23 protein-coding genes are annotated in these 26,538 nt (G+C 62.8%); 14 read left to right on the top strand and 9 right to left on the bottom strand.

From position 1 onward, the window contains the following. Positions 1 to 103: 103 nt before the first annotated feature. From ABVQ20_RS31045 to ABVQ20_RS31030, 4 genes are all read right to left on the bottom strand, one after another. Positions 104 to 955, bottom strand: coding sequence for a TlpA family protein disulfide reductase (locus tag ABVQ20_RS31045; protein ID WP_354463513.1), 852 nt, complete (start codon positions 953 to 955; stop codon positions 104 to 106). 1 nt (position 956) lies between these two features. Continuing rightward, positions 957 to 2,792, bottom strand: coding sequence for a protein-disulfide reductase DsbD (gene dsbD, locus ABVQ20_RS31040; protein ID WP_354463512.1), 1,836 nt, complete (start codon positions 2,790 to 2,792; stop codon positions 957 to 959). A 20-nt stretch (positions 2,793 to 2,812) separates the two neighbouring features. Further along, positions 2,813 to 3,478 carry a DsbA family protein gene (locus ABVQ20_RS31035; protein WP_354463511.1) on the bottom strand — a complete coding sequence of 222 codons (666 nt, stop codon included), beginning with the start codon at positions 3,476 to 3,478 and terminating at the stop codon, positions 2,813 to 2,815. A 61-nt stretch (positions 3,479 to 3,539) separates the two neighbouring features. After that, the gene (locus ABVQ20_RS31030; RefSeq protein WP_354463510.1) at positions 3,540 to 4,388 is read right to left on the bottom strand and encodes a thioredoxin family protein; all 849 of its coding nucleotides are present in this window, start codon (positions 4,386 to 4,388) and stop codon (positions 3,540 to 3,542) included. Here ABVQ20_RS31030 and ABVQ20_RS31025 point away from each other — a divergent pair. Further along, complete coding sequence (locus ABVQ20_RS31025; protein WP_354463509.1) at positions 4,279 to 4,953, top strand: L,D-transpeptidase; 675 nt, start codon at positions 4,279 to 4,281, stop codon at positions 4,951 to 4,953. The two genes, ABVQ20_RS31030 and ABVQ20_RS31025, sit on opposite strands and share 110 nt — an antisense overlap. 44 nt (positions 4,954 to 4,997) lie before the next feature. Here ABVQ20_RS31025 and ABVQ20_RS31020 read toward each other — a convergent pair whose 3' ends face one another. Next, entirely contained in the window at positions 4,998 to 6,356 is a 1,359-nt protein-coding gene (locus ABVQ20_RS31020) for an ATP-binding protein (protein WP_354463508.1), read from the bottom strand. Continuing rightward, positions 6,356 to 7,018: a response regulator gene (locus ABVQ20_RS31015; RefSeq protein WP_354463507.1), complete on the bottom strand. Its 663-nt coding sequence runs from the start codon at positions 7,016 to 7,018 to the stop codon at positions 6,356 to 6,358. The genes ABVQ20_RS31020 and ABVQ20_RS31015 overlap by 1 nt, the downstream gene beginning before the upstream one ends. A gap of 446 nt (positions 7,019 to 7,464) precedes the next feature. Between ABVQ20_RS31015 and ABVQ20_RS31010 the strand changes: the two genes are divergently transcribed. The 12 genes from ABVQ20_RS31010 to paaZ all read left to right on the top strand — a co-directional run bounded on the left by ABVQ20_RS31010 (position 7,465) and on the right by paaZ (position 20,393). Then, complete coding sequence (locus ABVQ20_RS31010) at positions 7,465 to 8,445, top strand: sugar ABC transporter substrate-binding protein (RefSeq protein WP_354463506.1); 981 nt, start codon at positions 7,465 to 7,467, stop codon at positions 8,443 to 8,445. A 260-nt stretch (positions 8,446 to 8,705) separates the two neighbouring features. Then, entirely contained in the window at positions 8,706 to 10,211 is a 1,506-nt protein-coding gene (locus ABVQ20_RS31005; RefSeq protein ID WP_354463505.1) for a sugar ABC transporter ATP-binding protein, read from the top strand. A gap of 56 nt (positions 10,212 to 10,267) precedes the next feature. Further along, positions 10,268 to 11,224, top strand: a complete 957-nt coding sequence (locus ABVQ20_RS31000; RefSeq protein ID WP_435528464.1) for an ABC transporter permease — start codon at positions 10,268 to 10,270, stop codon at positions 11,222 to 11,224. Positions 11,225 to 11,235: 11 nt separating this feature from the next. Then, a complete protein-coding gene (locus tag ABVQ20_RS30995; protein WP_354463503.1) occupies positions 11,236 to 12,246 on the top strand; it encodes a LacI family DNA-binding transcriptional regulator in 1,011 nt (336 codons plus the stop codon). Positions 12,247 to 12,607: 361 nt separating this feature from the next. Beyond that, complete coding sequence (gene pcaF, locus ABVQ20_RS30990; RefSeq protein WP_354463502.1) at positions 12,608 to 13,813, top strand: 3-oxoadipyl-CoA thiolase; 1,206 nt, start codon at positions 12,608 to 12,610, stop codon at positions 13,811 to 13,813. Positions 13,814 to 13,839: 26 nt separating this feature from the next. Further along, positions 13,840 to 14,844 (top strand): 1,2-phenylacetyl-CoA epoxidase subunit PaaA, encoded by a 1,005-nt coding sequence (paaA, locus tag ABVQ20_RS30985; protein ID WP_354463501.1) that lies wholly within the window; start codon positions 13,840 to 13,842, stop codon positions 14,842 to 14,844. 36 nt (positions 14,845 to 14,880) lie between these two features. After that, positions 14,881 to 15,165, top strand: a complete 285-nt coding sequence (paaB, locus tag ABVQ20_RS30980) for a 1,2-phenylacetyl-CoA epoxidase subunit PaaB (protein ID WP_354463500.1) — start codon at positions 14,881 to 14,883, stop codon at positions 15,163 to 15,165. Then, positions 15,165 to 15,932 (top strand): 1,2-phenylacetyl-CoA epoxidase subunit PaaC, encoded by a 768-nt coding sequence (gene paaC / locus ABVQ20_RS30975; protein WP_354463499.1) that lies wholly within the window; start codon positions 15,165 to 15,167, stop codon positions 15,930 to 15,932. The genes paaB and paaC overlap by 1 nt, the downstream gene beginning before the upstream one ends. A 9-nt stretch (positions 15,933 to 15,941) precedes the next feature. Further along, a complete protein-coding gene (gene paaD / locus ABVQ20_RS30970; protein WP_354463498.1) occupies positions 15,942 to 16,457 on the top strand; it encodes a 1,2-phenylacetyl-CoA epoxidase subunit PaaD in 516 nt (171 codons plus the stop codon). An 18-nt stretch (positions 16,458 to 16,475) separates the two neighbouring features. After that, a complete protein-coding gene (paaE, locus tag ABVQ20_RS30965; protein ID WP_354463497.1) occupies positions 16,476 to 17,549 on the top strand; it encodes a 1,2-phenylacetyl-CoA epoxidase subunit PaaE in 1,074 nt (357 codons plus the stop codon). Beyond that, the gene (locus ABVQ20_RS30960) at positions 17,539 to 18,333 is read left to right on the top strand and encodes a Phenylacetic acid catabolic protein (protein ID WP_435528460.1); all 795 of its coding nucleotides are present in this window, start codon (positions 17,539 to 17,541) and stop codon (positions 18,331 to 18,333) included. The genes paaE and ABVQ20_RS30960 overlap by 11 nt, the downstream gene beginning before the upstream one ends. Beyond that, entirely contained in the window at positions 18,333 to 20,393 is a 2,061-nt protein-coding gene (gene paaZ, locus ABVQ20_RS30955; RefSeq protein ID WP_354463496.1) for a phenylacetic acid degradation bifunctional protein PaaZ, read from the top strand. The genes ABVQ20_RS30960 and paaZ overlap by 1 nt, the downstream gene beginning before the upstream one ends. 16 nt (positions 20,394 to 20,409) lie before the next feature. Here paaZ and ABVQ20_RS30950 read toward each other — a convergent pair whose 3' ends face one another. After that, complete coding sequence (locus ABVQ20_RS30950) at positions 20,410 to 20,877, bottom strand: Lrp/AsnC family transcriptional regulator (protein WP_354463495.1); 468 nt, start codon at positions 20,875 to 20,877, stop codon at positions 20,410 to 20,412. Positions 20,878 to 21,015: 138 nt separating this feature from the next. Between ABVQ20_RS30950 and ABVQ20_RS30945 the strand changes: the two genes are divergently transcribed. Beyond that, the gene (locus ABVQ20_RS30945; protein WP_354463494.1) at positions 21,016 to 24,486 is read left to right on the top strand and encodes an indolepyruvate ferredoxin oxidoreductase family protein; all 3,471 of its coding nucleotides are present in this window, start codon (positions 21,016 to 21,018) and stop codon (positions 24,484 to 24,486) included. Positions 24,487 to 24,583: 97 nt separating this feature from the next. Here the strand turns inward: ABVQ20_RS30945 and ABVQ20_RS30940 are convergent, their stop codons facing one another. Then, the gene (locus ABVQ20_RS30940; protein WP_354463493.1) at positions 24,584 to 25,180 is read right to left on the bottom strand and encodes a TetR/AcrR family transcriptional regulator; all 597 of its coding nucleotides are present in this window, start codon (positions 25,178 to 25,180) and stop codon (positions 24,584 to 24,586) included. Positions 25,181 to 25,197: 17 nt separating this feature from the next. After that, a complete protein-coding gene (paaK, locus tag ABVQ20_RS30935) occupies positions 25,198 to 26,508 on the bottom strand; it encodes a phenylacetate--CoA ligase PaaK (protein WP_354463492.1) in 1,311 nt (436 codons plus the stop codon). Positions 26,509 to 26,538 lie beyond the last annotated feature (30 nt).

Here is a 26,538-nt window from a genome sequence, read left to right as displayed (position 1 = left end):
AAGACAGGGTCCAGAGAATGACCCAGCCGTCGCGAAACAACCCTGGGCGGGATAAGAGAAAAATGGATAAAAGTCAGAAGCGAGTTGAATAATTGGTCCAGGACTATCTGTCGGCCGACGACCCGATGGAGGCAGCTGCCATCGGGACGCCCTGGCGCTCCTGCAGAGCTTCGATCCCTTCGGCCAGCTTCTCCCTGGAGATCTCGCCCATGTGGATGGAGCGCAGCTTCCCGTCCCCGCCTATGAAGAGCGTTGCCGGCAGGCCAGGCACGGCATAATGGCGGCCAAACAGGCCGAGCGAATCGAGCAGGACGGTTTCAAGCGCGATCCCTTCGGAGGCCATGTAGGAACCGACGGCGTCGGCGCCTTCGCCCTGATTGACGAAGATGAAGGTCACGCCTTGCGCTGTCGCGGCGACGCCCGCCATCATCGGCATTTCACGGCGGCAGGGTGGACACCATGTCGCCCAGAGATTGATGACGAGTGGCGCTCCTTGAAGGTTTTGGGGAACGATTGTCCGACCGTCGAGGGTAAGGAACTGTCCCGGCGGCAGCGGGGTTGCCGGTGCGCCTGCGGTCAGCTGGATGATGGCGACAGCGATGAACGCCGCTGCCGCCGCGGGCAGGGGAGTCCACAGCGCGGTCTTGAGATTGCGGCGGAAGAAGAAGAGCGTGAACGCTGCTGCCGCCGCGATGCCTGTCCATACCAGGAAACCGCCCTGCCACAATGCCAATACACGCAACGGCTCGGCGCTGAAGCTTCCGGCGTGCTGGACGATATGGCCCAGCCGCGCGCCGACGACGAACCACAGGACCGCCTGCCAGTTCCATGAGGAAAAGCAGCGATCGACCTTGCGCGACAGGATTTCGCCGGCGGCCAGGAAGGCGGCGATCGCCAGGATCGCGGCAAAGCGGTCGGTGGCAAAAAACAGAGGGCCGATGGTGACCGCGTTCATCCTAGCGCACCGCCCGAGCCATCGAAGTCTTGAGCGGTTCCGCCGTCACATCGCCGACCAGGCGTGAGTTCGGGATTTCGCTCGCCTGGGCATTGAAGAAGATCATCGTCGGAGGCCCGACAACAGCCAGTTCCCGCATCAGGGCCTGCTTGTCCTGATCGAGGGTGGAGAGGTCGACCTTGATGCGCTGGAAGCCCTGCAAACCGGCGATTGCATCGCGCGCGGGCAAGACATCCCGCTCGATGACCCCGCAGGTCACGCACCAGTCGGCGGTGAAATAGACCAGCGTCGGCCTGCCTCCTGCGGCGGACAGGTCCTGCTTGAGCTCCGCAACGGAGTTGGCGTGCCCAAAGACCAGTTCGGGAGGCGCATTTGACCCGTCCCGTTCACCGGCGAAATGCGCGAGCGGGCGTAGCGGATCTGTTGCGCCGGACGCCGCTCCGATCGCCAGGATGCCTGCCCCCAGCGACAGAGCAAGCCCTGCCGTCTTGCGGAAACGCGCGCCGTTGGTTGCGTTGCGGGCCAGCGGCTCGGCGACGCCGACGAACACGGCCGCGCCGAGCAGCAGCATTGCCCAGAGCGCGAGCGTTGCCGGCGGCGGCAGCATCCGCGAGGCCATCCATATGGCGGCCGCGATGAAGACGAAGCCGAACACATGCTTGATCTGCACCATCCACGCGCCGGCTTTCGGCAAGGCCCGGCTTCCCATCGTCCCCAGGGCGATCAGGGGAATACCCTGTCCCAGTCCAAGTGCAAAGAGTGCTGCTGCCCCAAGCCCGGCATCGCCGGTCTGGGCGATGTAGAGGAGTGCGGCGGCGAGCGGCGCGGTCACGCATGGGCCAACGATCAGGGCGGATGTGAACCCGATTGCCGCCGCGCCGATCACCGAGCCGCGTCTCCCGCCCTGGATGCCGGCAATGCGGTTCACCCAGCCGGCCGGTAGTTGCAACTCGAACAGGCCGAACGTCGAGGCTGCGAGCACGATGAAGAGTACGGCAGCAGCGCCGACCGCATAGGGTGATTGCAGGATGACCTGAAGATTCTGACCCGACCACGCGGCAACGATGCCCAACAGGCCGAAGGCCGCCGCCATCGCCAGCACATAGGCCGACGACAAGACGAAGCCGCGACGGGCGGTCAGTGCCTCGCCTTCGCGCGCCAGCGTCGCACTCAGGATCGGGTACATCGGCAGGACGCACGGTGTGAACGCCAGAAGAAGGCCGAAGACCAGGAAGCTGCCGACAACCCAGAGCGCGCCACCGCTCTCCAGAAGCGACGCGATCATCCCGCCGCCGCTCGTATCCTCGGCAAGCTGGAAGCCGGAGGACGCCGCCGTGGGTTCACCCGTTGCGGCCGGCTCGGACGTGAGCCCGAAACCCACGGCAGCGGTGGTTATCTGAAGGCTGCGCGTATCGACGGTCTGGGTGATGGGTGGATAGCAGATCGAGTTTTTCTTGCAGCCCTGGAACGTGACCGAGACCCGGGCCGGCGTGGCCGGATCGAGCCTTGCCGCCGCTTCGGTGTAGTAGACTTCGGACGATCCGAAGTTCGGATCGTCGGATTCGACCGTGCCTGGATAGGTCTGAAGGGTGACCTCGCTTCCCGTCGAGGCATCGCGTACCTTCAGATGGTCGCGATAGAGATAATAGCCGTCCGCAATCGCCCAATGAAGGCCGATGGCGCCATCCTCGCCCCGGTCGACCGAGAGGCGAAATGCGTCCTCGGCCTGCAGCAGATTGGCTTGCTGCGCCGCCGCCGGGAAACTGCCGGCAGCGAGAACAATGAATGCCGCAAGCCACACGAAGAGCGGGAGACGGAAGGTCGAGATCTTTGGCATGGCGTTGGACACCACGATACTCAGGAGGCTTTTCGCGTATCGGCGATCACCTGGCGGAACCCTGCTTCATCGAGCGCGGAGGCGACGAGGAACTGGCCGATCAGGAAGACGGGCGTGCCGCGCAAACCCAGTCCCTCGGCCTGGGCATTGTTGCGTCGAAGCAAGGTCGTGATCTCGCTGTCCTTTGCCCGCGCATCGCGTTCGACACGTGCCATATCGAGATCGGCCGCGGCCACCACGGCGCGCATCTGTTTCTCGGTCACGCCATTCCCCTTGACGCTCATGAGCGCGTCGTGCGCGGCCTCGTATTTGCCCTGGTATTTCGCGGCCAGGGCCAGTTTCGCGCCATAGGCCGACGCGGCCGACAGAATGGGCCAATCCTTGTAGACCAGCCGCACCTTGCCGTCGGCACGCATCACCTTTTTCAGCGGCGCGACCGTCCGTTTGCAGAACGGGCAATTGTAGTCGAAGAAACTCACGATCGTGACATCGCCGCGCGGATTGCCGCCGGTCGGCGCCGCCGGATCGTTGAGGATCATTTCGGATGAGAGATCGTCGGCGCTTGCGCCAGCGGTCAACCCCACCGTCGCCAGCGCGGCAAGAGACAGAAGTGCGCTACGCCGGTTCATGGCTGACAGGTTGGTTGAGCTCGCTACAAGCGAGCGTGTCGGGCGCGGAGATTGCATGGAAGAGCCTCGGATTGCTGCGGGTCTGAGCCCGAGAAGCCGCGACGACCTTAAGGCAGACTTAAGGAGGAGCATTGATCTCATACGGTTCAGAAAATGGGCGGAGCCGTCGGATAAGATCGTCTTTTCGAAAGGCGCCGACGGATCGTGTGCCGCGATATTCGCCGCCCGACGCGATCTTGACCATGAAAAGGGTCGGCGGCCCATCAGCGCGCAGATGGCGCAGCAAGTCACGGTTCTCCTGATCCATCGCAGTGACGTCCACTTTGACCAGGCCGACATGTTCCATCAGTCGTCTGACGTCGGGATCGGGCAGAATGCGATTCTCCAGGGTTTGACAGAATGCGCACCATTCGGCGCCGATATCGATCAGCGCGGCGCGATATCGGCCTGAAAGGCCGTCGAGTGCCGCCTGATATTCCTCGATCGTCCTGGCCGTAATGGCCATGTTCCTCTCGGCCGCGACACTTGGGCCACTGGCTCCAGCGAATGCCGCGCCCATGCCAAGGAGACAGAGCCGGAGAATACGCCGACGGTCGTATCTGCCCGGTTTATTGCCTGAGCTACCTGCTGAGCCGCTGATGTCGAGGGCCGTGCCCAGCCTGTTCGGTCCGCTCGTCCCGCTGCCTGATCTGATCATGAAATCACCTTCCGCCTTGCCGGGCGGCATCGACGGCGCATCCCTTAAGGCAGGCTTAAGGTTCAGGCCGCCCGACGGGTGATCCATTCCCGTAAGCAAGGACGTTGCAGTGAAATCGAGGCGTGAAGATAATGGGGGCCGGATCGGCCGGCGAGGCTTTTTGATAGGGGCGAGCGCGTTCGCGTTGGCGGGTTGTGTGTCGACGCCACCGACTGCCACCAGCGTCGCTGTCGCGATCGACCGGGTGCGCAAACCCGAGCCGCCGCTCATGTATGCTGCCATGCCTGACGAACTGTTCCCCGTCCCGGCCGTGGATATCAGCAAGGTCGATCCGCGCTGGTGGCGCGCGGAAGTGGACTATGACACGGCCGAGAAGCCCGGAACGGTCATCGTCGATACGCCGGCCAGATATCTCTATCATGTCAATCCCGGCGGGCGGGCGACCCGTTACGGCATTGGCGTTGGCCGCGACGGCTTCTCATGGTCGGGGCGAGCGATCGTTGCCTACAAGCGCAAATGGCCGCGCTGGACCCCGCCCGACGAAATGGTCGCCCGTCAGCCGAAGCTGAAGCCTTACAGCATTGCCAATGGCGGCATGGGCCCAGGGCTGAACAACCCCCTGGGGTCGCGGGCGCTTTACATCCACCAAGGCGGCCGGGACACGATCTACCGCATTCATGGTTCACCGGAAGCCAACTCGATCGGGAAGGCGGTATCATCGGGCTGCATTCGCCTGCTCAACCAGGACGTCATCCATCTGTACGACCAGGTGCGCGACGGCAGTCCGATTGTGGTCATCCCCGACCCCGCCATGGGCCATCTCATGGTCGGCTGATCCCGAAGCGGGACATGGACCGCTGGTCCATGTCCCCTTGAGATCTATCGGGCAGTTCCAGCCACAGACGACGAAGGGATCACCATCATCGCGGCAAGACCACGATCCCTGCGATTGAGAAGTTCGAGGCGGCAACCGGCGCGGCTCAGCGCCAGCTCGACAATCGCCAGCCCCAGCCCGCTTCCAACGGGCGCCTTGTTGCGCCCCCTGAAGAACCGCTCGGTCACCCGTGGAAGCTCATCGGCGGGTATGCCTGGACCTTCATCCTCGATGGCGATGTTCATGCGGCCTTCTTCTTCGACCAGACCGCAGACGACAGCGCCGCCCGGCGGGGAATGATTGACCGCGTTCTCGATGAGGTTTCTCGCCGCGAGGCGAAACACGCCGGGATCGATGTCGAGCCGAACGCCTTCGAGGGCGGGGGACACGGTGATCGAGACCTTGCCGGTTGCAAGTTCTCCCATGATCGAGCGGATCGTGTCGGCCGGGCTGAAGGAGCCCGCCCGTTCCCGTTCACCGCCGGATTCGGCTTCCGCTATATCAAGCAACTGCCGCACCAGACGGCCGGTCCGATCGACGCCGACGACGATCTGGCGCAGCGCCTGATCGCGGATTGCGCGATCATCGCTCGCCAGCGCGACCTGGGCCTGGGTTTTCAGACCCGCGAGCGGCGTGCGCAGTTCATGGGCGGCAAAGGCCGTGAAGTTGCGCTCTCGCTCGCGAAGCCCGGCGACCCGCGCGAAAAGCCCGTTCAGGGACTGCACGACGGGCGTTATCTCCTTGGGAGTATCAACGCTTCGCAAAGGTTGCAGGTCGGAGGCATGCCGTGCCGAGAGATCGCGCGCGATCGCGTTGAGCGGCGCAAGCCCGCGGCGAATGCTGAGCCAGATGAGCGCGGCGAGGGCTGGCAAGATCAGCAGGGCCGGGAGCAAGAGCCCGCGGATGACATCATTCACCAAGCCGTCGCGAATGCGCATATTGTCGCCGATCAGGACACGCACGCCGAGCGCGGGGTTCTGCACCGCGAAAACGCGCCACCGCTCCCCGTCGATGATCGTGTTCGAAAAGCCATCCATCTGATCGGAGAGCTTTTGTTCAGGCGCTCCGCCGGAGCGGCTGATGAGGGTGCCTTGCAAGGACCATATCTGGCAGGAAAGCTGGCGGTCGTAGGAGGAATGTACCTTGAGCGGCAAAGGCGCAGCGATCGGCTTGTTCGGACTAGCGTCGATGTCCTGACTGACGAGGAGCGAACTGACCATTCGGCCGGCTTCCATGAGCCGGGCGTCCAGGACGTGTTCGACCTCCGCGCGCGTGCTGAGGAAAATCCAAACGACAGCCGATAGCCAGACAAGACCGGTCGTGAGCGTGAGGATGAGAAACAAGCGCGAGCCGATCGACCGCATCACTGTTTCTCCCCGAGACGATAGCCGAGGCCGCGAACGGTCTGGATGATGCCCGTGCCGAGCTTGTTGCGCAGATGATGGATATGGACCTCGATCGTGTTGCTCTCGACTTCTTCCTGCCAGCCGTAGAGCTTATCTTCCAGTTGCCCCTTGGACAGGATCAGTCCGGGATGTCCCATCAGCGCGCGAAGCACGGAGAATTCCCTTCGCGACAAACGGATGGGAATGCCTGCCTGCTTCACTGATTGATTTGATGGGTCGAGCTCCAGGTCACGCCATTCGAGCACACTGCGTGTCCGGCCGGCCGCGCGTCGAATAAGCGCGCGTAGTCTGGCCGCGACCTCGTCCAGATCGAACGGTTTGCCAAGGTAGTCATCAGCGCCGGTATCGAGACCCGTTATGCGGTCGGCGACGCTGTCCCGCGCCGTCAACAAGAGAACCGGCGTATCATCCCCTCGCGCGCGCAGTATCCTCAGAACGTCAAGCCCGGACCCATCGGGGAGCATCAGGTCAAGAATGATCGCGTCGAAGCAATGTCCCTTGAGTACAGCTTCCGCATCCTCGCATGTCTCGACGGTATCCGTGGTAAACCCATTGATCGACAGGCCGACCTTGAGACCGTCCCTGAGTACGGGATCGTCTTCCACGATCAATGTTCGCATTCCATACGTCTCCGTGTGTCGTCCAGCACTTCCCACAGACTTAAGGCATCCTTAAGGGAGGATATTTCTGGCCAAGGAAATGATGCCGCGACGGGCTGTGCAGCAGGCCGCGGGTAGCGTCACTGTTGCGAGCATCAGGGCCGCGACAAGGAAGCGGGAAGTCCAACAGTTCTTGTGCGTGATCGCCGCCGCCATGGCCAGTGCCGGTCACGTGGAGCAGGAGACTGTCCGCCGAGCCGCCGCGCACATTTAGGTCGGCGGGCCCTGTTTCTTCGGCGCCCGCCACGCATTCACGAGCGAGTCAGGGATGCTGCGCAATGCCGCACCTGTGCCAATGTAACTGGTTACGTGGATCAATCGTTCCAATGGATAGCGGCGACGTAATCGGTTACGTAATCGTTTGTGTCGTGAAAATTGACCTGAACCGACACTCAAGGGAGGAAAACATGAGTGACAAGCCAACATTCCCGAACGCATTGCATCTCGACCTGTTTTCGCGCCGGCAATTCATCAAGACCAGCATGGTGGCGGCGGGCGCCATGGCGCTGCCTTTCGGCGCATTTGCGGCGGACAAGCCCAAGGTCGGCCTGGTCATGAAGTCGCTGGCGAACGAGTTCTTCAAGCAGATGCAGGCCGGCGCGGATGAGTACGCGGCCAAGAACAAGGACAAGTTCGATTTCGCCACCGTCGGCATGAAGGACGAGCGCGACTTTGCCGCGCAGGTCGACGCCATCGAGAACTTCATCACCCAGAAATTCAATGTCATCGTCGTCGCGCCCGCCGATTCCAAGGCGATGGTCACGCCGATCTCCAAGGCCCTGAAGGCCGGCATCAAGGTCATCAACATCGACGTCTCGCTCGATGAGGAAGCCAAGAAGAAGGCCGGCATCGACCTCGCCTTCTTTGGGCCGGACAACCGCGCCGGCGCCAAGCTGGCCGGCGACGCGCTGGGCAAGGCACTCGGCAAGGGCGGCAAGGTCGTCATCCTCGAAGGCAACCCCGAGGCTGACAACGCCAAGGAACGCAAGCTCGGCTTCGACGACGCTGTGAAGGAAAACGGGCTGGATCTGCTCGATAGCAAAACCGCTCACTGGGAGACGGAAGAAGCCAATACGCTCATGACCAACTTCATGACCCAGCACCCCGACATCCAGGGCGTCATGGCCGCGAACGATTCGATGGCGCTGGGCGTCGTCAAGGCCATAGATGCCGCGGGCAAATCGGGCCAGATCAAGGTCGTCGGCTTCGACAACATCCCTGCCGTCAAGGCGCTGCTCAAGGATGGCAAGATGCTGGCGACGATCGAGCAATACGGCGCGCAGATGGCAGCCATGGGCATCGATTACGGCTTGCGTGAGCTTGCCGGCGAGAAATTCTCCGGCTGGGTCAAGACCAACATCAAGCTCATCACCGACAAGGATATCTGACGGGCACCAAGCCCCTCCGAGGCCGGCGCAGCGCTCCGGCCTCGGCGATGCTGCCATCGCTGCGGGTGTTTCTCAGCGGCGTGGATCATCGGATTTATCCGAAATCCGCTTGGCGTCCTGTCGGTAGGATGCTCCGAGAGTGTATCCGCCCGTTCCGTCCAGATAGAGCCGGATTGGCTCTATCTGTTGTTCTGTTTTTTTGGGTGCTCCAGGCGACCGCGCCGCGCACGAGCGTGAGGGCGCATTGAGGAAAGAGCGTCATGCAGGCAACCGACACGCTGCTGGTCCTTGAAGGGGTCGGGAAGGTCTTTCCCGGAGCCATCGCCCTGAGCGGCGTGTCGCTGGCAATCGAGCGTGGCGAAACGCACATCATCCTGGGCGAGAACGGTGCCGGAAAGTCGACCCTGATCAAGCTGCTGGCCGGCATCTACCGTCCCGACAGCGGCGAGATCGTCTTCAACGGCGCTCCCTACCATCCCAAGACACCGCATGATGCGCAGGTGAAGGGCATCCGCATCGTCCATCAGGAGCTCAATCTCCTGCCTTATCTCAGCATCGCCGAGAACCTGATGCTGGAGAGCCTGCCGCGACGCTTCGGCGTCGTCGACAGGGCGGCCCTGGGCCGACGCGCCACTGCCCTCCTGAAGGAGGTCGGCCTGGACATCGACCCGAAAACGCGCGTCGAGGAACTCGGCGTCGCGCAGATGCAGCTGGTCGAGATCGCCAAGGCGCTCTGCTACGACAGCAAGCTGCTGGTGCTCGACGAGCCGACCGCGACACTGACGCCGCCGGAGATCGAACGCCTCTTCGCGATCCTGAAGCGCCTGAAGGCCAAGGGCGTGACGATCATCTACATCTCGCACCGTCTCCACGAGGTCTTCGAGATCGGCGACCGGGTGACGGTGTTGCGCAACGGCCAGCTCGTCACCACCCGCGACCTGCAAGCGCTGACCGTGCCTGATCTCGTTCGTTTGATGATCGGGCGCGATATCGCCGACGAATACGGCTTCGACGCCTCGATAGTACCGGGGAGGGTGGCGCTTGCCGTTACCGACCTGAAGCGCGACGCCACCACCCCCGCAATATCCTTCGAAGTGCGGAGCGGTGAAATCCTGGGCGTCGCTGGCCTTGTCGGCAGCGGCCGCACCGAGGCCATGCGCGCGCTGTTCGGCGCCGACCCCAAGGCCGGCGGCACCATCGCGGTGGACGGCAGGCCGGTTGCGATCTCCACGCCGAAGGACGCGGTGCGCCATGGCCTGAGCCTGCTCACCGAAGACCGGAAGGGGCAGGGGCTGCTGCTCGACATGCCGGTCGCCCAGAACATGACCATCACGGACCTCAGCAAGATCTCGCACCTCGGCCTGCTTGACCGCGGCAAGGAAACGGCCGCGGCGACCGATCTTGTCGGCCGCCTGCGCGTCAAGACCACTTCAATCGCGCAGGCGGTGCGAAACCTCTCGGGCGGCAATCAGCAGAAGGTGGTGCTGGCGAAGTGGCTGTTTCGCGGCACCTCGACGCTTATCCTGGATGAGCCGACCAGGGGCGTCGACATCGGCGCGCGCCGCGAGATCTACCAGCTGCTGTGGATGCTGGCAGCCGAGCGCAAGGGTATCATCATGGTCTCGTCCGACCTGCCCGAGCTGATGGGCATGTGTCACCGCATCATCGTCTTTTCCAAGAACAAGATCGTCGGCGAAGTGCCGCGAGCCGCATTCGACCAGGAGCGAATCCTGTCGCTCGCCTATCAGGAGTATGTGCGACTATGAGCGATACGTCCGAAACCGCCGCATCGACGGCCGTCTCCGCCAACAAGGCGAGGATCATGCGCTTTCTCGTCCGCGACGCCGGCGTGCTGATGGCGCTGGTGCTGATCACGCTCTTCTTCTCGTTCACCGCGCCCTATTTCGCGACACCGGAGAACGCGCTGAAGATCTTCGTGCAGATCGCCATCAACACCGTGCTCGCGGCGGGCATGACCTTCGTCATCCTCACAGGCGGCATCGATCTCTCGGTCGGATCGGTGCTTGCCTTGTGCACCGTGGTCGGGGCGACCATCATGACGAACGAGACCATGACACCAGCCGTCTCCATCACGCTGGCACTGCTCGGCTGCATGGCGACGGGCGCGGTCTGCGGCGCTCTGAACGGCCTCATCTCGACGCGTTGGAAGATCCCGTCCTTCATCGTTACGCTGGGCATGCTCAACATGGCCGCCGGCGCGGCGCGGGTGGTGAGCGACAATTCGACGATTACCGGCCTTCCGCAGGGCTTCGTCGATTTCGGCAATCTTATCATCGGCGGCTTCCTGCCCTCGATCTTCCTGATCGCCGTGCTGGTCATCGCTGTCGGCTGGTTCGTGCTGCGCTTCACCGTGTTCGGCCGGATGATCTTCGCCACCGGCACCAATGACGAGGCGGTGCGCCTATCCGGCCACAACCCGGACATCTACAAAGTCGCCGCCTTCACCATCAGCGGCCTGACGGCCGGCATCGCGGCCATGGTCTATCTGCTGCGCCTCAACATCGGCAGTCCGATCGCGGGCGTCGGCTACGAACTGAACGCCATCGCCGCCGTCATCATCGGCGGCACCAGCCTCAATGGCGGCAAGGGCTCGATCATCGGCACGCTGGTGGGCGCCTGCATCCTGCAGGTGCTCAGCACCGGGCTCCAGCTTCTGGGCGTCGGCGACAATTTCAAGCCGATCGTCATCGGCCTCGTCATCGTGCTGGCCGTCATCCTCGACGCCTACCGGGAACGGTTGCTACGGATCATGCGCTAGGAGCCACCGCCATGACGACGATCGCTGATGTTGCGCGAGAAGCCAAGGTATCGGTCGCGACCGTCTCGCATGTCATGAACGCGACGCGCCACGTCGAGCCGGAAACGGCTGAGCGCGTCCGGGCGGCGATCCTGGCGCTGCGCTACAGTCCCAATTCGCTGGCGCGGGGTCTGCGACGCGGCGTCACCAAAACCATTGGCCTGCTCCTGCCGGACAACTCCAACCCCTTCTTCGCCGGCGTCGCACGCCAGATCGAGGATGCCGGCTTCGTGGCGGGCTACACGGTGATCCTGTGCAATTCCGACGGCAAGCCCGAGAAGGAGGAACGCTACCTCTCGGTGCTGATGGCCAAGCAGATCGATGGCCTTATCTTCGCCGGCTCCTCCGACCATGCGCGTGTCTTCTCACGCCTTTCGAAGTCGAACATACCCGCCGTGCTCCTCGACCGCGAAATCCGGTCGGTCAACGTGGATTCCGTCCTGGTGGACCACCGTCATGGCGGTCGTCTCGCCGGCCAGCACCTGGCCGGGCTCGGCCATCGCAAGGTCGGCGCCATCGGCGGCCCGCGCGATTCCAGTTCCAGCCCGGCCCGCCTGCGCGGATTTGCCGAGGCGCTCCATCACGCTGGCCTGCGGCTGCCGAAGGAGGCGGTGGTGGATGCCGACTATCATTTCGCCGGCGGCCGTGTCGCGATGGAACGCCTGATGGCCCAGGCACCCCACATTACAGCGGTTTTCGCCTGCAACGACCTGATGGCCATGGGCGCTCTCAGCGCCTTGCGCGCGCGGGGGCTTCGGGTTCCCGACGACATGTCGGTGATCGGCTTCGACGATATCCCCTATGCCGCCACCACATGGCCTCCGTTGACGACGGTCGCCCAGCCCGTCGACAAGATCGGAACGCGGGCCGTGGCGCTGCTGCTGGAACGCCTGAACCAGCCGGCCGCGCATTCCCGGCATGAAACGCTGACGCCTACCCTGGTGGAAAGAGAAAGCTGCGCCTCACCAGGCGGGAAATCTTGAGCGCGCGCCTCTCTTCGCTCGAACGGTGAGGATCTAATGTTCCGCGGCGGGATATCCTGGGCGGTCACCGATGTCGCCAGGCTGCTTGTTGAAGTTGAACATCCTGCGGGTCGCTACAAAGAGCAACGGGATGAACAACACATCAAGGCATCCACGCCGGGAATGGTGCGGTCCATAATCTCCTGGTCGACCGCCCATCGGATGCATTGCCAATCAGCCCGGGCAGGGCGTCCGGATCGAGATTCCGCGGATCTCCGTTGACTCAAAAAAATCCCGCTGGCGTCTTGTCCGTAGCCGTCTCATGCGCTAATACATGACCGACCGGTCGGTTAATGTAAGCCGAAAGGCCTGGGAGGGATCGATGCCGGAAGCCTTCATCTGCGATGCCGTGCGTACGCCTATCGGCCGCTATGCCGGAGCACTTGCGGCTGTTCGGGCGGATGACCTCGCCGCGTTGCCGCTTACCGCATTGATGCAGCGCAATCCCTCGGTCGACTGGAGCCAGGTCGACGATGTCATCCTCGGTTGTGCCAACCAGGCGGGCGAAGACAATCGCAACGTGGCGCGCATGGCGGTGCTTCTGTCGGGCTTGCCGGTCGATGTCCCCGGCACGACAGTCAATCGGCTGTGCGGCTCCGGTCTGGATGCGGTCGGTTTGTCAGCGCGTTCGATCCGTGCCGGCGACTGCGATCTGATGATTGCCGGCGGGGTCGAAAGCATGTCGCGGGCGCCATTCGTGATGCCGAAATCCGAGAGCGCATTCTCGCGCGCCAATTCCGTCTACGACACAACGATCGGCTGGCGCTTCGTCAATCGCAAGATGCTGAAGGCGCACGGTACGGACTCGATGCCCGAGACAGCCGACAATGTGGCTGCGGACTTCGGTGTTTCGCGCGCCGATCAGGATGCCTTCGCGTTGCGCAGTCAGCAGCGCTGGGCGGCCGCTCAAAATGCCGGCGTCTTCGCCGACGAATTGATCCCGGTCAGCATCCCCCAGAAGAAGGGCGATCCGCTGGTGGTCGACCGCGACGAGCATCCCCGAGCGGATGCCTCGGCGGCCCAACTGGCCAAATTGAAGGGCGTCAACGGTCCCGACCTTTCGGTTACCGCGGGCAATGCATCCGGCGTCAATGACGGCGCGGCCGGCCTCATCATCGCCAGCGAGGCAGCAGTGAAGGCGCACGGGCTTACCCCGCGCTCCCGCATCGTCGCGATGGCGGCGGCCGGCGTTCAGCCGCGCATCATGGGCATCGGCCCGGTCCCTGCCGTGCGCCGCGTGCTCAAGCGCGCCGGGCTGACCATCGAACAGGTGGACATCATTGAATTGAACGAGGCCTTTGCCGCGCAGGCCCTGGCTGTGCTGCGAGACCTCGGCCTGCCTGACGATGCCGAGCACGTAAACCGCAACGGTGGTGCAATCGCTATTGGGCATCCGCTGGGCATGAGCGGCGCCAGGTTGGCCACCACCGCGACCTGGCAACTGCAGCGCGGGGGAGGACGTTATGCGCTTTGCACGATGTGCGTGGGTGTCGGACAGGGAATTGCGTTGATCCTCGAGCGCGTCTGACGCGCCAGCTTGCGAAGGAGACGGTCATGTATGCGCAGATGGTGAAGACTGACGCGGCCAAGGTGAAGTCGCTGGATGAGATGGATCCGGTCGAGCGCGCCTTTCAGGAGCGCATCGACGATGGCCAGAAGATCGAGCCGAAAGAGTGGATGCCGGAAGGCTATCGCAAGACGCTGATCCGTCAGATCAGCCAGCACGCCCACTCCGAGATCGTCGGCCAGCTCCCTGAAGGCAATTGGATCACCCGCGCGCCGACGCTGGAGCGCAAGGCGATCCTGCTGGCCAAGGTGCAGGACGAGGCAGGCCATGGCCTCTACCTCTATTGCGCCGCGGAGACGCTCGGCATCAGCCGCGACGAGATGTACGAGCAACTGCATTCGGGCAAGGCCAAGTATTCCTCGATCTTCAACTATCCAACGCTGAGCTGGGCCGACATCGGCGCGATCGGCTGGCTGGTCGATGGCGCGGCGATCATGAACCAGGTGCCGCTGCAGCGCTGCTCCTATGGACCTTATGCGCGCGCCATGGTGCGCATCTGCAAGGAGGAGAGCTTTCACCAGCGCCAGGGTTTCGACATCATGAACGTTCTGTGCAAAGGCACGGAAGAACAGAAGGCGATGGCGCAAGATGCGTTGAGCCGCTGGTGGTGGCCATCGCTGATGATGTTCGGCCCTTCCGACAATGCGTCGGTCCATTCAGCGCAGTCGATGGCCTGGAACATCAAGCAGGATTCCAACGACGAGTTGCGCCAGAAATTTGTCGACCAGACCGTGCCGCAGGCGACGTTCCTGGGCCTCACCGTTCCCGATGCTGAGTTGAAGTGGAATGAGGAAAAGGGCGGCCATGACTTCGGTCAGCCGGACTGGAGCGAGTTTTTCGAGATCATCGCCGGCAACGGGCCCTGCAACCGTGAGCGACTTGAAGCCAGGCAAACGGCCTGGAACGAAGGCGCCTGGTTCCGTGATGGATTGACGGCCTACGCGAAAAAGGCAGCCGCGCGCAAGGCAGCGGTGCCTGTGGCGGCGGAATAGCGAAGTTACCATGGCAGCCAGATAAGGAGGCATCCTATGTCCAGCGAATGGCCCCTGTGGGAGGTCTTCATCCGAGGTCAGCATGGCCTCAACCACCGGCACGTCGGAAGCCTTCATGCGCCTGATGCCGAAATGGCCATCCACAATGCTAGAGATGTCTACACGCGCCGCAACGAGGGCGTGAGCATCTGGGTGGTGCGCTCCGCGGATATCGTCGCCTCCGCGCCGTCGGACAAGGGTCCTCTCTTCGACCCCGCGAATTCCAAGGTCTATCGTCACCCGACATTCTTCGACGTGCCGGATGAAGTGGGGCACATGTGATGGGCGCTCCAATAGCCACGTCAGGGATCGCGGAGTTCGCCCTGCGCATGGGCGATACATGCCTGATCTTGGCCCACCGCAACTCCGAGTGGTGTGGCCACGCGCCCGCACTGGAGGAAGACATTGCACTGGCCAACACCGCGCTCGACCTGATCGGCCAGGCGCAGCTCTGGCTCGGGCTCGCCGCCGACGCGGAGGGCCGTGGCCGTAGTGCCGACAGCCTGGCCTATCTGAGGGACGCTGCCGGCTATCGCAACCTGTTGCTGGTCGAGCAGCCGAACGGCGATTTTGGTCGCACGGTCATGCGGCAGTTCCTGTTCGATGCCTGGCACTATCCCTTGCTGGTTGCCCTGAAAACATCGTCGGAACATCGCGTCGCCGAGATCGCCGAAAAAGCCTCCAAGGAAGCAGCCTACCATCTGGAGCGAAGTGTCGACCTGGTGGTCCGCCTGGGTGACGGCACCTCGGAAAGCCGTCAACGGATGCAGTCCGCCCTGGACGTTCTGTGGCCGTACACCGGCGAGATGTTTCTTGCCGACAGCATCGATGACGAGCTTGCCGAGACCGGAATTGCGCCGGCCCCCAGGGGCCTGCGTCCGGCGTGGGAGGCCACGCTGGGCAGAGCACTCGCCGATGCAACATTGAAGGCGCCGGAAACGACATTCGCCCACAAGGGCAGCAAGCGCGGCGTGCACAGCGAACATCTCGGTTATATCCTGGCGGAGATGCAGTTCCTGCAGCGCGCTTACCCCGGCGCGAAGTGGTAGGAGCGCACGATGGGCGAACCCGGCTTCCGCCAAGGCAGCGCGAATTCTCCGGTGGACCAGATCTGGTCCTGGCTGGCGGAAGTGCCCGATCCTGAAATCCCAGTCATTTCACTGGTCGATTTGGGGATCATCCGGGGCGTTGCGTGGAATGGCGAGACGCTCGAGGTCACTGTCACACCCACCTATTCGGGATGTCCCGCCACCAGCGTGATCAATTTCGAGATTGACCGGAAGCTGCGTCAACATGGAATTGAGAAGATTGCCCTGAAGCGGCAGCTGTCGCCGGCGTGGACGACCGCCTGGATCAGCACGGAAGGCCGCGAGAAGCTCAGCGCCTATGGCATCGCACCGCCGATCGAGGGCACCGCCGCATGTGTTGGGGCCCTCAAGGTCTTGAAAGTTGTTTGTCCGCGTTGCGGGTCGCAAAACACGGAGCGGGTCAGCCAGTTCGGCTCGACGCCCTGCAAGGCCTCGTGGCGCTGCGCGGAATGCCTTGAGCCGTTCGACTATTTCAAGAGCATCTGACCCGTTGAGGAACGCTTGATGGCTCGTTTTTTCCAGCTTGAAGTCGCGGATGTCCGCCGCGAAACGCGCGACGCGGTGGTGGTGACGCTGAGCCCCCGAGCCGAGGACCGCGCCGCCTTCGACTTCACGCAAGGGCAGTATCTGACGTTCCGCCGCACCTTCGAGGGGGAGGAGTTGCGGCGTTCCTACTCGATTTGTGCTGGCAGGGACGAGGGCTTGTTGAAGGTCGGCATCAAGAAAGTAGAAGGCGGAGCCTTTTCGACCTGGGCCAATGACGAACTGAGGCCCGGCGATTTGCTGGAGGCGATGCCTCCCATGGGTGCGTTCCATGTGCCACTGGAGCCGGAGCGCGGACGCAGCTATCTCGGCTTTGCCGGCGGCAGCGGCATCACGCCGGTGCTTTCGTTGATCAAGACAACCCTGGCACGCGAGCCAAGGTCACGCTTCACGCTGATCTACGGCAACCGCTCGATCAACGCGATCATGTTTCGCGAGGAACTCGAGGACATCAAGAACATCTACCTTGGCCGTTTCAGCATCATCCATGTGCTGGAAAGCGAAGCCCAGGACATCGATCTGTTTTCCGGTCGCATCGACGCCGAGAAATGTTCGAGACTGTTCAAGGGATGGATAGACATCAAGGCGGTGGATCTCGCCTATATCTGCGGCCCGGAACCGATGATGCTGGCGATCGCCGCGTCCTTGCGGGAGCATGGGTTGCACGACGACCAGATCAAGTTCGAGCTGTTCGCCTCCGCGCCGCGTCGGGCCCGGCATGTCGCCAAGGCCGCAAGCAGCAATGACAGGGCGGAGACCTGCAAGGCGACAATCACGCTGGACGGCACGACCCGCGTCATCGACATGCCCAAGCGAGGCCAGTCGATCCTCGACGCCGCACTTGGTGCCAGCCTTGAGGCACCCTACGCCTGCAAGGCGGGCGTCTGCTCCACCTGCCGCGCCATGGTGCTGGAGGGTGAGGTTGAAATGGAGACCAACCACGCGCTTGAAGATTACGAGGTCAAGCGCGGCTATGTGCTGACATGCCAGTGCTACCCAATCTCGGACTCCGTGGTGGTGAGCTATGACCAGTGAAACCCCGGCAGCCATGTCGGAAACCATGCCCATCGAGGACTATCTCGCTCAGGGCGGCAAACTGACCTCGCCGGAGAACGCGCCGGCGCGCTACCGCGGCGAGTTGATGCGGCTGATGGCGACCTTCGTCGACAGCGAACTGGCCGGGGCGGCGGGCTTTGCCGAAATCATCAATGCAGGCCCCGGCATCAAGGAGCGTATTGCCGCTTCGCGCATCGTGCTTGAGAAGCTCGACCATGCCGAGCGCGTGCTGGAAATCATGGGCGAGTTCGGCGCCGACACATCGCGCTACGCGACCCACCACCCCTGGACCGAACGCGTTCCACGCAACAGCGATCTGGGCGCCGCGCGGCACGGCACGGACATGCGCCTTGCTGTCTTGCACTACCCTCTGGATGGCTGGACCGATGCCGTGGTCATGAACGTGCTGATGGGCCGCGCGGTCGTCATCCAGCTCGATGAATTCACACGTCTTTCCTATCAGCCGCTGGCCGAGGTCTTTCGCGCCATCCTGCCGCGCGAGCGTCGGCACATGGAACTCGGTGAAGAAGGGCTGCGCAAGATACTCGTGGACCGGGCAGCGCAGGCTGAGGTGACCACCTCGATCGACTACTGGCGCCCACGCGTCGCCGCCAGTTTCGGCGCGGCTGCATCCACGCATTTCGAAACCCAGAAGCGGTTCGGCCTGCGACACACCGCGAATGCCGAACTGGCCAGCGCCTGGTCGAAACAGATTGGCGATATGCTGGTTGAACTGCGCTTGTCTCCCGAAGGAGCCACCTGATGAACGCACCTTTCAAGACTGTCCGCCAGCTGGAAAGCTACATTGGCGGGCGATGGGTGCGTGGTGCTGGCCAGGCGGTTCCTCTGCTCGACGCATCGACGGGCCAGCCAGTGGCGCTGATCGATGCCAGCGGCATCGACTTTGCGGGATCGCTGGCCCATGGCCGGTCGAAAGGCGGACCGGCGCTGCGCAAGATGAGCTTCCACGAACGCGCGCTCATGCTGAAGGCGCTTGGCCAGAAACTCATGGAGGGCAAGGATGAGTTCTACGCCCTGTCGACGGCTACCGGCGCGACGCGTACCGACAGCTGGATCGATATCGAGGGTGGCATCGGCACGCTGCTCTCCTATGCGTCCAAGGGACGTCGCGAATTGCCGAACAGCCGTGTCCTGGTTGACGGCGAGGTCGAGCAGTTGTCGCGCGACGGCACGTTTTCCGCTCAGCACGTCATGTCGCCTTTGGAAGGCGTGGCTATCCACATCAATGCGTTCAATTTCCCTTGCTGGGGCATGCTGGAAAAACTGGCGCCGACAATTCTTGCCGGGATGCCGGCGATCATCAAACCGGCCAGCCAAACCGCCTATCTCACCGAACTGATGGTGCGCCGCATCGTCGAAACCGGAATCTTGCCCGAGGGCGCACTGCAGTTGATCAGCGGATCGGTTGGAGATCTGCTGGATCATGTCGACTGCCAGGATGTCGTTACCTTTACGGGCTCGGCAACGACGGGTCGCAAGTTGCGCACGCACCCGGTCATTGTCGAGAATTCGGTTCGCTTCACCATGGAGGCAGATAGCCTGAACGCGGCGATCCTTGGGGCGGACGCGGTGGCCGGCACCGAAGAATTCGCTCTCTTCGTCAAGGAGGTGGCGCGCGAGATGACCGCAAAGGCCGGCCAGAAATGCACGGCCATCCGCCGTGTCATCGCGCCGCGCGGGTCGGTCGAAGCGCTCATAAAGGCGCTCGGCGACAGGCTTGCCAAAGTTGCCCTCGGCAATCCCGCTGATGAGTCGGTAAAAATGGGTCCGCTGGCCAGCCTGGCCCAGCGCGACGAGGTGCGCGCGCGGATTGCTGATTTGAAGGCTAATGCCGAAATCGTCGCTGGCGATCCCGATCGACCCAACATCATCTCGGGCGACGTGGAGGCCGGCGCCTTCCTCAATCCGGTGCTGCTCTATTGCGACAAGCCCGGCAGTGCCAAGGCAGTCCATGACGTCGAGGCATTCGGCCCGGTCAGCACCGTCCTTCCCTATGACACGATCGACGAGGCCGCCGAATTGGCACGGCGTGGCAAGGGCAGCCTGGTCGCATCCGTGTTCACCAACGATGCCGCATTTGCTCGCGAGGCGGTGGCAGCGCTCGGCCCCTGGCATGGCCGCATCATGATTGGCAATCGGGTCAGCGCGAAGTCTTCCACCGGTCATGGCTCGCCGCTGCCCGTCCTCGTCCATGGCGGACCGGGCAGGGCAGGGGGCGGCGAGGAACTTGGCGGCATGCGTTCGGTCAAGCACTACATGCAGCGCACCGCCGTGCAGGCGGCACCGTGGCTGCTGTCGGAGGTGACTGGCCGCTGGATGGCGGGTGCCATTGCCCGCAACGACACTGTCCATCCGTTCCGCAAGTCGCTCGCCGAGCTTGAGATCGGTGACCAGTTGATCACCGCCACACGCACCGTGACGCTGGACGACATCGAGCATTTCGCCAATTTCACCGGCGACACTTTCTACGCCCACATGGACGAAGAAGCGGCCCGGGCCAATCCGTTCTTCGACGGCCGGGTGGCCCATGGCTATCTCATCGTCTCCTTTGCCGCCGGCCTGTTCGTCGACCCGGCGCCCGGTCCGGTTCTGGCCAATTACGGCGTAGACTCGTTGCGCTTTCTCACACCGGTCAACCCGGGCGACACCCTTGGTGTGACGCTCACCTGCAAGCAGATCAATCCGCGCGAGACGGAGGACTATGGCGAGGTGCGTTGGGACTGCACGGTGACCAACCAGGAGGCCCAGGTGGTGGCTCAGTATGACGTGCTGACCATGGTGGCAAAGACCTGGCCGCAATAGCAATGCGGTCGCAGCACTACGCCGGAACCTTGCCGTGCAGCTTGATTTCCTTCAGCACCAGATTGGTGCGCACATGGGCAATTCCCGGCAGACGGAACAGGAATTGCTCGAGGAAGATATTGTAGTCATCCTTGTCGCGGCAGACGACGCGCAAGTGGTAGTCCGCCTCGCCGGTGGTCGAGAAACATTCCAGCACCTCGGGTTGTTGCGCGACGCGCGTGATGAAATTGGTCACGTGGTCGGCCTCGTGGCGCACCAACGTCACATGAACAATCGCGCTGAATCCAAACCCTGCCTTTCCGGCGTCGACGAGCGCCATGTAGCCGGCGATCACGCCGGCGTCCTCCAGCATCCGCACCCTTCGCCAGCAGGCAGACGCGGACATGCCGGCTTTGTCAGCCAGATCCTGATTGGAGATGCGGGCATCGGACTGCAGAATCTCAAGCAGCTTGCGGTCCTGGGCAGTTAGTTCGGGTTTTGTCATTTGTGGTAAATCCTGCCGAATTTTCCGATAATATCGGCTTAATCTACCGAAATCATGTCAAATACCATAAAGAGAGACAGGCTATTTCGCAAGGAGTTGGTAGAATCTACCCATAGTAGCGTTGATGCGGAGGTTTCATTGCCAGCTCTCACTCCGATCGCTGACTACGCGCTTGGCGATCGCTACACGAAGACCTCCGGTCGCGTGTTCATGACCGGTACGCAGGCCCTGGTGCGCATCGCGCTGGACCGGGCGCGGCGCGACAAGGCGAACAGCTTGAACACCGCCGGTTTCATCTCAGGATATCGCGGCTCTCCGCTTGGCGGCGTCGATATGGAACTGTGGCGCGCCAAGGACCTGGTCAAGCAGCACAATATCGAGTTCCTGCCCGCGGTGAACGAGGACCTTGCGGCGACCGCCGTGCTCGGCTCGCAACAGGTCGAGACGAACCCGGACAGGCAGGTCGAGGGCGTGTTCGCGATGTGGTACGGCAAGGGTCCGGGCGTCGACCGAGCCGGCGATGCGCTGAAGCATGGCAACGCCTATGGCTGCTCGCCGCATGGCGGCGTTCTCGTCGTCGCCGGCGACGATCACGGATGTGTTTCGTCGTCCATGCCGCACCAGTCCGACGTTGCCTTCATGGCCTGGTTCATGCCGACGCTGAACCCGTCGTCGGTGGGCGAATATCTGGATTTCGGCGAATATGGCTACGAACTGTCGCGCTTTTCCGGCATGTGGGTCGGCTTCAAGGCGATCTCGGAAACAGTCGAAAGCGGCCAGTCGGTGGACATTGCGCCGCCGCGCGAATTCAAGCAGCCCGCCTACACCGCACCGGCTACCGGCCTGCACTATCGTTGGCCGGACTTGCCAGGGCCGCAGATCGAGGAGCGCATGGAGGCGAAGAAGATGGCGGTCTTCGCCTTCGCCGAGGCCAATCCGATCGACCGTCGCATCTATGACATCCCCGATGCCGAGTTCGGTATTGTAACGACCGGAAAGGGCCATCTGGATCTGATGGAGGCCTTGCGGCTGCTTGGCCTTGACGAAGCGGCCTGTCGGAAACTCGGCATCGACATCTACAAGGTCGGCATGGTCTGGCCGCTGGCGCGGCGGGATGCGCTGGAGTTCGTGCGCGGCAAGAAGGAGATCCTTGTCGTCGAGGAGAAGCGCGGCATCATCGAGAGCCAGCTGAAGGAATACTTCTACGACTATCCCGGCGACAAGCCGCACGCCATGGTCGGCAAGCGCGACGAGGACGGCAACCGGCTGATCTCGTGGATCGGCGAACTGTCGCCCGGAATGCTGGTCCCGATCGTCGCCAGGCGGCTGGACATGATGTTTCCCAATCTGCGCCTGCTCGAACGGGCAGCGAAGCTGGTCCCCGAGGCCGCACGCCTTATCCAGGTGCCCGGCGCCACGCGCACGCCCTATTTCTGTTCGGGCTGCCCGCACAACACGTCGACCAAGGTGCCGGAAGGGTCCAAGGCGCTGGCCGGCATCGGCTGCCACTTCATGGCGAGCTGGATGGACCGGGAGACGACCTCGCTGATCCAGATGGGTGGCGAGGGGGTTAACTGGGCAGCCTCGTCGCTTTTCACCGGCAAGGGTCATATCTTCCAGAACCTTGGCGAGGGGACCTATTACCATTCCGGATCGATGGCGATCCGCCAGGCGATCGCGGCCAAAGCCAACATCACCTACAAGATCCTCTACAATGATGCCGTGGCGATGACCGGCGGCCAGCCGGTCGACGGGCCGATCAGCGTTCACGCGATTGCGCAGGAGGTGCGCGCCGAAGGGGTCGAGCGCATCGCTCTAGTGTCTGACCAGCCGGAGAAATTCTCCCCGTCCAGCCTGCCCGCCGGCATCACCATCCACCACCGGCGCGACCTCGACGCCGTGCAGCGCGAACTGCGCGAGGTGAGGGGTGTCTCGGTGCTGATCTATGAGCAGGCCTGCGCGACCGAAAAGCGTCGTCGCCGCAAGCGCGGCACGATGGAGGACCCGAAGCGCTTCGCCTACATCAACGATCTCGTATGCGAAGGCTGTGGCGATTGTTCCGTCGAGTCGAACTGCCTGAGCGTCGAGCCGAAGGAGACGCCGTTTGGGCGTAAGCGCAAGATCAACCTGTCGAACTGCAACAAGGATTTCTCCTGCCTGAACGGCTTCTGCCCGAGCTTCGTGACGGTGGAGGGCGCCGTCAGGCGCAAGAAAGCCGATATCGAAGGTGACTTCGTTTCTCGCGCTGGCGGGCTCGCCGCGCCGGACCTGCCACCCCTCGACAAGCCGTTCGACCTACTGGTCACCGGGGTCGGCGGCACCGGTGTCGTGACGGTCGGAGCTCTGGTTTCCATGGCTGCCCACCTCGAGGGCAAGGGCAGTTCGGTTCTCGATTTCACCGGCTTTGCACAGAAGTTTGGCCCGGTGCTGTCCTTCATCCGTCTTGCCGAGACGCCGTCGGCCATCAACCAGGTCCGGATCGACAATGGTGCCACTGATGCCCTGATCGGCTGCGACATTGTCGTGTCCTCCTCGCCAAAGGCATCGGCAACATATCGGCGCGGCATGCGCGCGGTCGTCAATCTTGCGGAGATGCCGACCGGTGACGTCGTGCGCATACGCGACGCCGATCTCGCCACACGCCGCCGGCTACGGGAAATCGAGAAGGTGGCAGGAACCGGAAATGTCAGCGCTTTCGATGCCAACGCCATGGCGGAGAAGCTTTTCGGCGATGCCGTCTTTGCCAACGTCATCATGCTGGGGTTCGCCTGGCAGCAAGGGCTGGTGCCTGTCTCGCTTGCGGCGCTCGATCGCGCCATGGAGCTCAACGGTGTCTCGGTCGAGAAGAACCGGCAGGCGTTCGCGGCCGGGCGTCTGGCCTTCGCCGAGCCGAACTCTCTCAACAAGAACGAAGCGCCAGGCCCGGAGTCGATCGACGACGTGATCGCACGCCGCGTGGAATTTCTCGTCGGCTATCAGGATGAGGCCTGGTCGCGGCGCTACCGCGACACGGTCGAGCGCGTCCGGGCCGCGGAGGCGCGGTTCAACTCGACTGCATTGACCGAGGCAGTGGCGCGCTCGCTGTTCAAGCTGATGTCGTACAAGGATGAATATGAGGTCGCGCGGCTGCACATGCGAACCGGGTTTCTTGCCGAGCTCAGCCGAGAGTTCGAGGGCGACTTCAAGGTGAACTACCACTTCGCGCCGCCTATGCTCGCCGCCGGCAAGGATGCAAGGGGCCGGCCGCTGAAGCGCCAGTTCGGCCAATGGATCCAGACGCCGCTGCGTGCGCTGGCACGGCTCAAGCGGCTGCGGGGCACCGCATTCGACGTCTTCGGCTACACCGCCGAGCGCAGGATGGAGCGGGGTCTGATCGATTGGTACGAAGAGATCGTGGCGCTGCTGCTGGAACGCATGACGCAGCAGGGACCAGCGGCAGTGGTGGAGATCGCCAAAGCGCCGATGGACATTCGTGGCTATGGTCCGGTCAAGGACGCGGCAACCGGGCAAGTGAAAGCACGCGTAAGCGAGATGCTCGCGCAGGCGACCCAAACGACGCCAAGTAAGGAGAATGATCGACAGTTGGAGAAGGGCGCCGTGGGCCGTTAGAGGGGTTCATCGTTTCACGGAAACGCCGAACCGCTCTATCTCTTGTCTTGACGCAATTCCGGACGGAAAACCGCTACACACTTTTCCTGGAATTGCTTTAACGGATGGCTTTCACACCGTCCAGGAAGAGAGAGGCGACCAGTTCCGCATAGCCTTTGCGCGTCATTGCCCCACTCGGTTTGAACCAGGTGTGCACCCAGTTCAGCATGCCGAAAAGCGACATCGTCACCGGCATCACCATCGCGCGCCGTTCGACCAGCGCTGGATTGATCTCTTCCACAATTCCTGAAAAAGCGCGGATGATGCGTCGTTCGATCTGATTGAGTTCGGCTTTCTGGATCTCGGACAGCGAGCCGGTTCCGTTCAACAAGACCTGCTGATAGTTGGCCGCGTGACGATAGTTTTCGAGCACCGCGGCGATCAGCAGGGCAAGCCGCTTGTCCGGGGCCTGACTGGGTTGATCGGCTCCAAGAATCGCCGCCTCGAGCTCGACGAGGTGGGTGCGGCCGATGTCGAAAATCAGAAGTTCCTTGCTCGGGTAGTAGTGGTAGAGCAACGCCTTGGAGACATTGTTCTCCCTGGCGATCTGCGCCATCGAGGCGTGTTCCATGCCGAGCTTGGCAAAGACGGCTGCTGCACTGTCCAGAATGCTGCGGCGTTTCTCATCGAAATCTGCAGCCTTCGTCCTTGCCATTGCCTATCCCTCTGGGCCTATCCTTTTGGCCTGTTGTCGACGACGCGTTTAGCCTTGCCTGCCGACCGCTCGACGGAATCCGGATCACCAACCTTGATCTTGGTGCTTACCCCAACCACGCTTTTGATGTGATGCGCAAGTTCCTTCGCGGACGCCGAACGCTCGGCTCCGCCCGTTGCGTGCGGCATCGCTTCGACATGCACCACCATGTCGTCCATTCTGCCGGAGCGCGTCAATTCGATCTGGAAATGAGGCGCCAGGCCACTGCATTTCAGGATCTGTTCCTCGATCTGGGTCGGGAACACATTGACGCCTCGCAGGATCATCATGTCGTCCGAGCGGCCGGTGATCTTCTCGATCCGTCGCATCGAGCGCGCTGTGCCCGGCAACAGCCGCGTCAGGTCGCGGGTGCGATAACGGATGATCGGCAGGGCTTCCTTCGTGAGCGAGGTAAAGACCAGTTCGCCCAGTTCGCCGTCCGGCAGCACGTCTCCCGTTTCCGGGTTGATGATCTCGGGATAGAAATGATCCTCCCAGACATGCAGCCCGTCCTTCGTCTCGACGCACTCATTGGCCACGCCCGGCCCCATCACCTCGGAAAGGCCGTAGATATCGACCGCATGCATGTCGAAATCCTTCTCGATCTCCTGCCTCATGGCATTCGTCCAGGGCTCGGCGCCGAAGATACCCACGACCAGGGACGACTCCCTCGGGTCGAGGCCAAGGCGGCGATATTCATCCAGGATCGACAGCATGTAGGAGGGCGTGACCATGATGATGCGCGGCCTGAAATCCTGGATCAATGTCACCTGGCGTTCGGTCATGCCTCCGGAGATGGGCACCACCGTGCAGCCGAGCTTCTCGGCCCCATAGTGTGCGCCCAGGCCGCCGGTGAAGAGGCCATAGCCATACGCGATATGGCAGATATCGCCGGGCCGCCCGCCCGATGCCCGAATGGAACGCGCCACGACCGAGGCCCAGACATCGATGTCGTTCCTGGTGTATCCGACGACGGTCGGCTTGCCCGTCGTGCCGGAGGAGGCGTGGATGCGCACCAACTTTTCGCGCGGCACGGCGAACATTCCAAACGGATAGGTGTCCCGCAAATCCTTCTTCGTCGTGAACGGAAACCTGGCGAGATCCCCGGGCGTCTTGAGGTCATCCGGATGCACCCCGGCGTCATCGAACTTGGCCCGGTAGTGCGGCGAGTTCGCATAGGCATGGGCCAAGGTCGACTTCAGACGCTTGAGCTGCAAGCCCGTAATCTCGTCGCGCGACGCCGTTTCGATCGGCTCGAGGTCGCCTGGGCGAGGCGCAAGATCTTCCATTGAACACTCCTCCAAATGCTCTCTCGGCCG

This window comes from Mesorhizobium shangrilense (assembly GCF_040537815.1).
Lineage (GTDB): Bacteria > Pseudomonadota > Alphaproteobacteria > Rhizobiales > Rhizobiaceae > Mesorhizobium > Mesorhizobium shangrilense.
This window is presented reverse-complemented; position numbering and strand designations above follow the sequence as displayed.

What these genes read in the sequence shown, in the direction of transcription:
- ABVQ20_RS31010 (WP_354463506.1), top strand. Translation starts at nt 7,465, where the DNA reads ATGAGTGACAAGCCAACATTCCCGAACGCATTGCATCTCGACCTGTTT.
- ABVQ20_RS31030 (WP_354463510.1), bottom strand. Translation starts at nt 4,388, where the DNA reads ATGAGCGGCGGCTCGGGTTTGCGCACCCGGTCGATCGCGACAGCGACG.
- ABVQ20_RS31015 (WP_354463507.1), bottom strand. Translation starts at nt 7,018, where the DNA reads ATGCGAACATTGATCGTGGAAGACGATCCCGTACTCAGGGACGGTCTC.
- dsbD (WP_354463512.1), bottom strand. Translation starts at nt 2,792, where the DNA reads ATGCCAAAGATCTCGACCTTCCGTCTCCCGCTCTTCGTGTGGCTTGCG.
- paaA (WP_354463501.1), top strand. Translation starts at nt 13,840, where the DNA reads ATGTATGCGCAGATGGTGAAGACTGACGCGGCCAAGGTGAAGTCGCTG.
- paaC (WP_354463499.1), top strand. Translation starts at nt 15,165, where the DNA reads ATGGGCGCTCCAATAGCCACGTCAGGGATCGCGGAGTTCGCCCTGCGC.
- paaK (WP_354463492.1), bottom strand. Translation starts at nt 26,508, where the DNA reads ATGGAAGATCTTGCGCCTCGCCCAGGCGACCTCGAGCCGATCGAAACG.
- ABVQ20_RS31000 (WP_435528464.1), top strand. Translation starts at nt 10,268, where the DNA reads ATGCGCTTTCTCGTCCGCGACGCCGGCGTGCTGATGGCGCTGGTGCTG.
- pcaF (WP_354463502.1), top strand. Translation starts at nt 12,608, where the DNA reads ATGCCGGAAGCCTTCATCTGCGATGCCGTGCGTACGCCTATCGGCCGC.
- ABVQ20_RS30995 (WP_354463503.1), top strand. Translation starts at nt 11,236, where the DNA reads ATGACGACGATCGCTGATGTTGCGCGAGAAGCCAAGGTATCGGTCGCG.
- ABVQ20_RS30950 (WP_354463495.1), bottom strand. Translation starts at nt 20,877, where the DNA reads ATGACAAAACCCGAACTAACTGCCCAGGACCGCAAGCTGCTTGAGATT.
- ABVQ20_RS31035 (WP_354463511.1), bottom strand. Translation starts at nt 3,478, where the DNA reads ATGCAATCTCCGCGCCCGACACGCTCGCTTGTAGCGAGCTCAACCAAC.
- ABVQ20_RS31020 (WP_354463508.1), bottom strand. Translation starts at nt 6,356, where the DNA reads ATGCGGTCGATCGGCTCGCGCTTGTTTCTCATCCTCACGCTCACGACC.
- ABVQ20_RS30940 (WP_354463493.1), bottom strand. Translation starts at nt 25,180, where the DNA reads ATGGCAAGGACGAAGGCTGCAGATTTCGATGAGAAACGCCGCAGCATT.
- paaB (WP_354463500.1), top strand. Translation starts at nt 14,881, where the DNA reads ATGTCCAGCGAATGGCCCCTGTGGGAGGTCTTCATCCGAGGTCAGCAT.
- paaD (WP_354463498.1), top strand. Translation starts at nt 15,942, where the DNA reads ATGGGCGAACCCGGCTTCCGCCAAGGCAGCGCGAATTCTCCGGTGGAC.
- paaE (WP_354463497.1), top strand. Translation starts at nt 16,476, where the DNA reads ATGGCTCGTTTTTTCCAGCTTGAAGTCGCGGATGTCCGCCGCGAAACG.
- ABVQ20_RS31045 (WP_354463513.1), bottom strand. Translation starts at nt 955, where the DNA reads ATGAACGCGGTCACCATCGGCCCTCTGTTTTTTGCCACCGACCGCTTT.
- ABVQ20_RS31005 (WP_354463505.1), top strand. Translation starts at nt 8,706, where the DNA reads ATGCAGGCAACCGACACGCTGCTGGTCCTTGAAGGGGTCGGGAAGGTC.
- ABVQ20_RS30960 (WP_435528460.1), top strand. Translation starts at nt 17,539, where the DNA reads ATGACCAGTGAAACCCCGGCAGCCATGTCGGAAACCATGCCCATCGAG.
- paaZ (WP_354463496.1), top strand. Translation starts at nt 18,333, where the DNA reads ATGAACGCACCTTTCAAGACTGTCCGCCAGCTGGAAAGCTACATTGGC.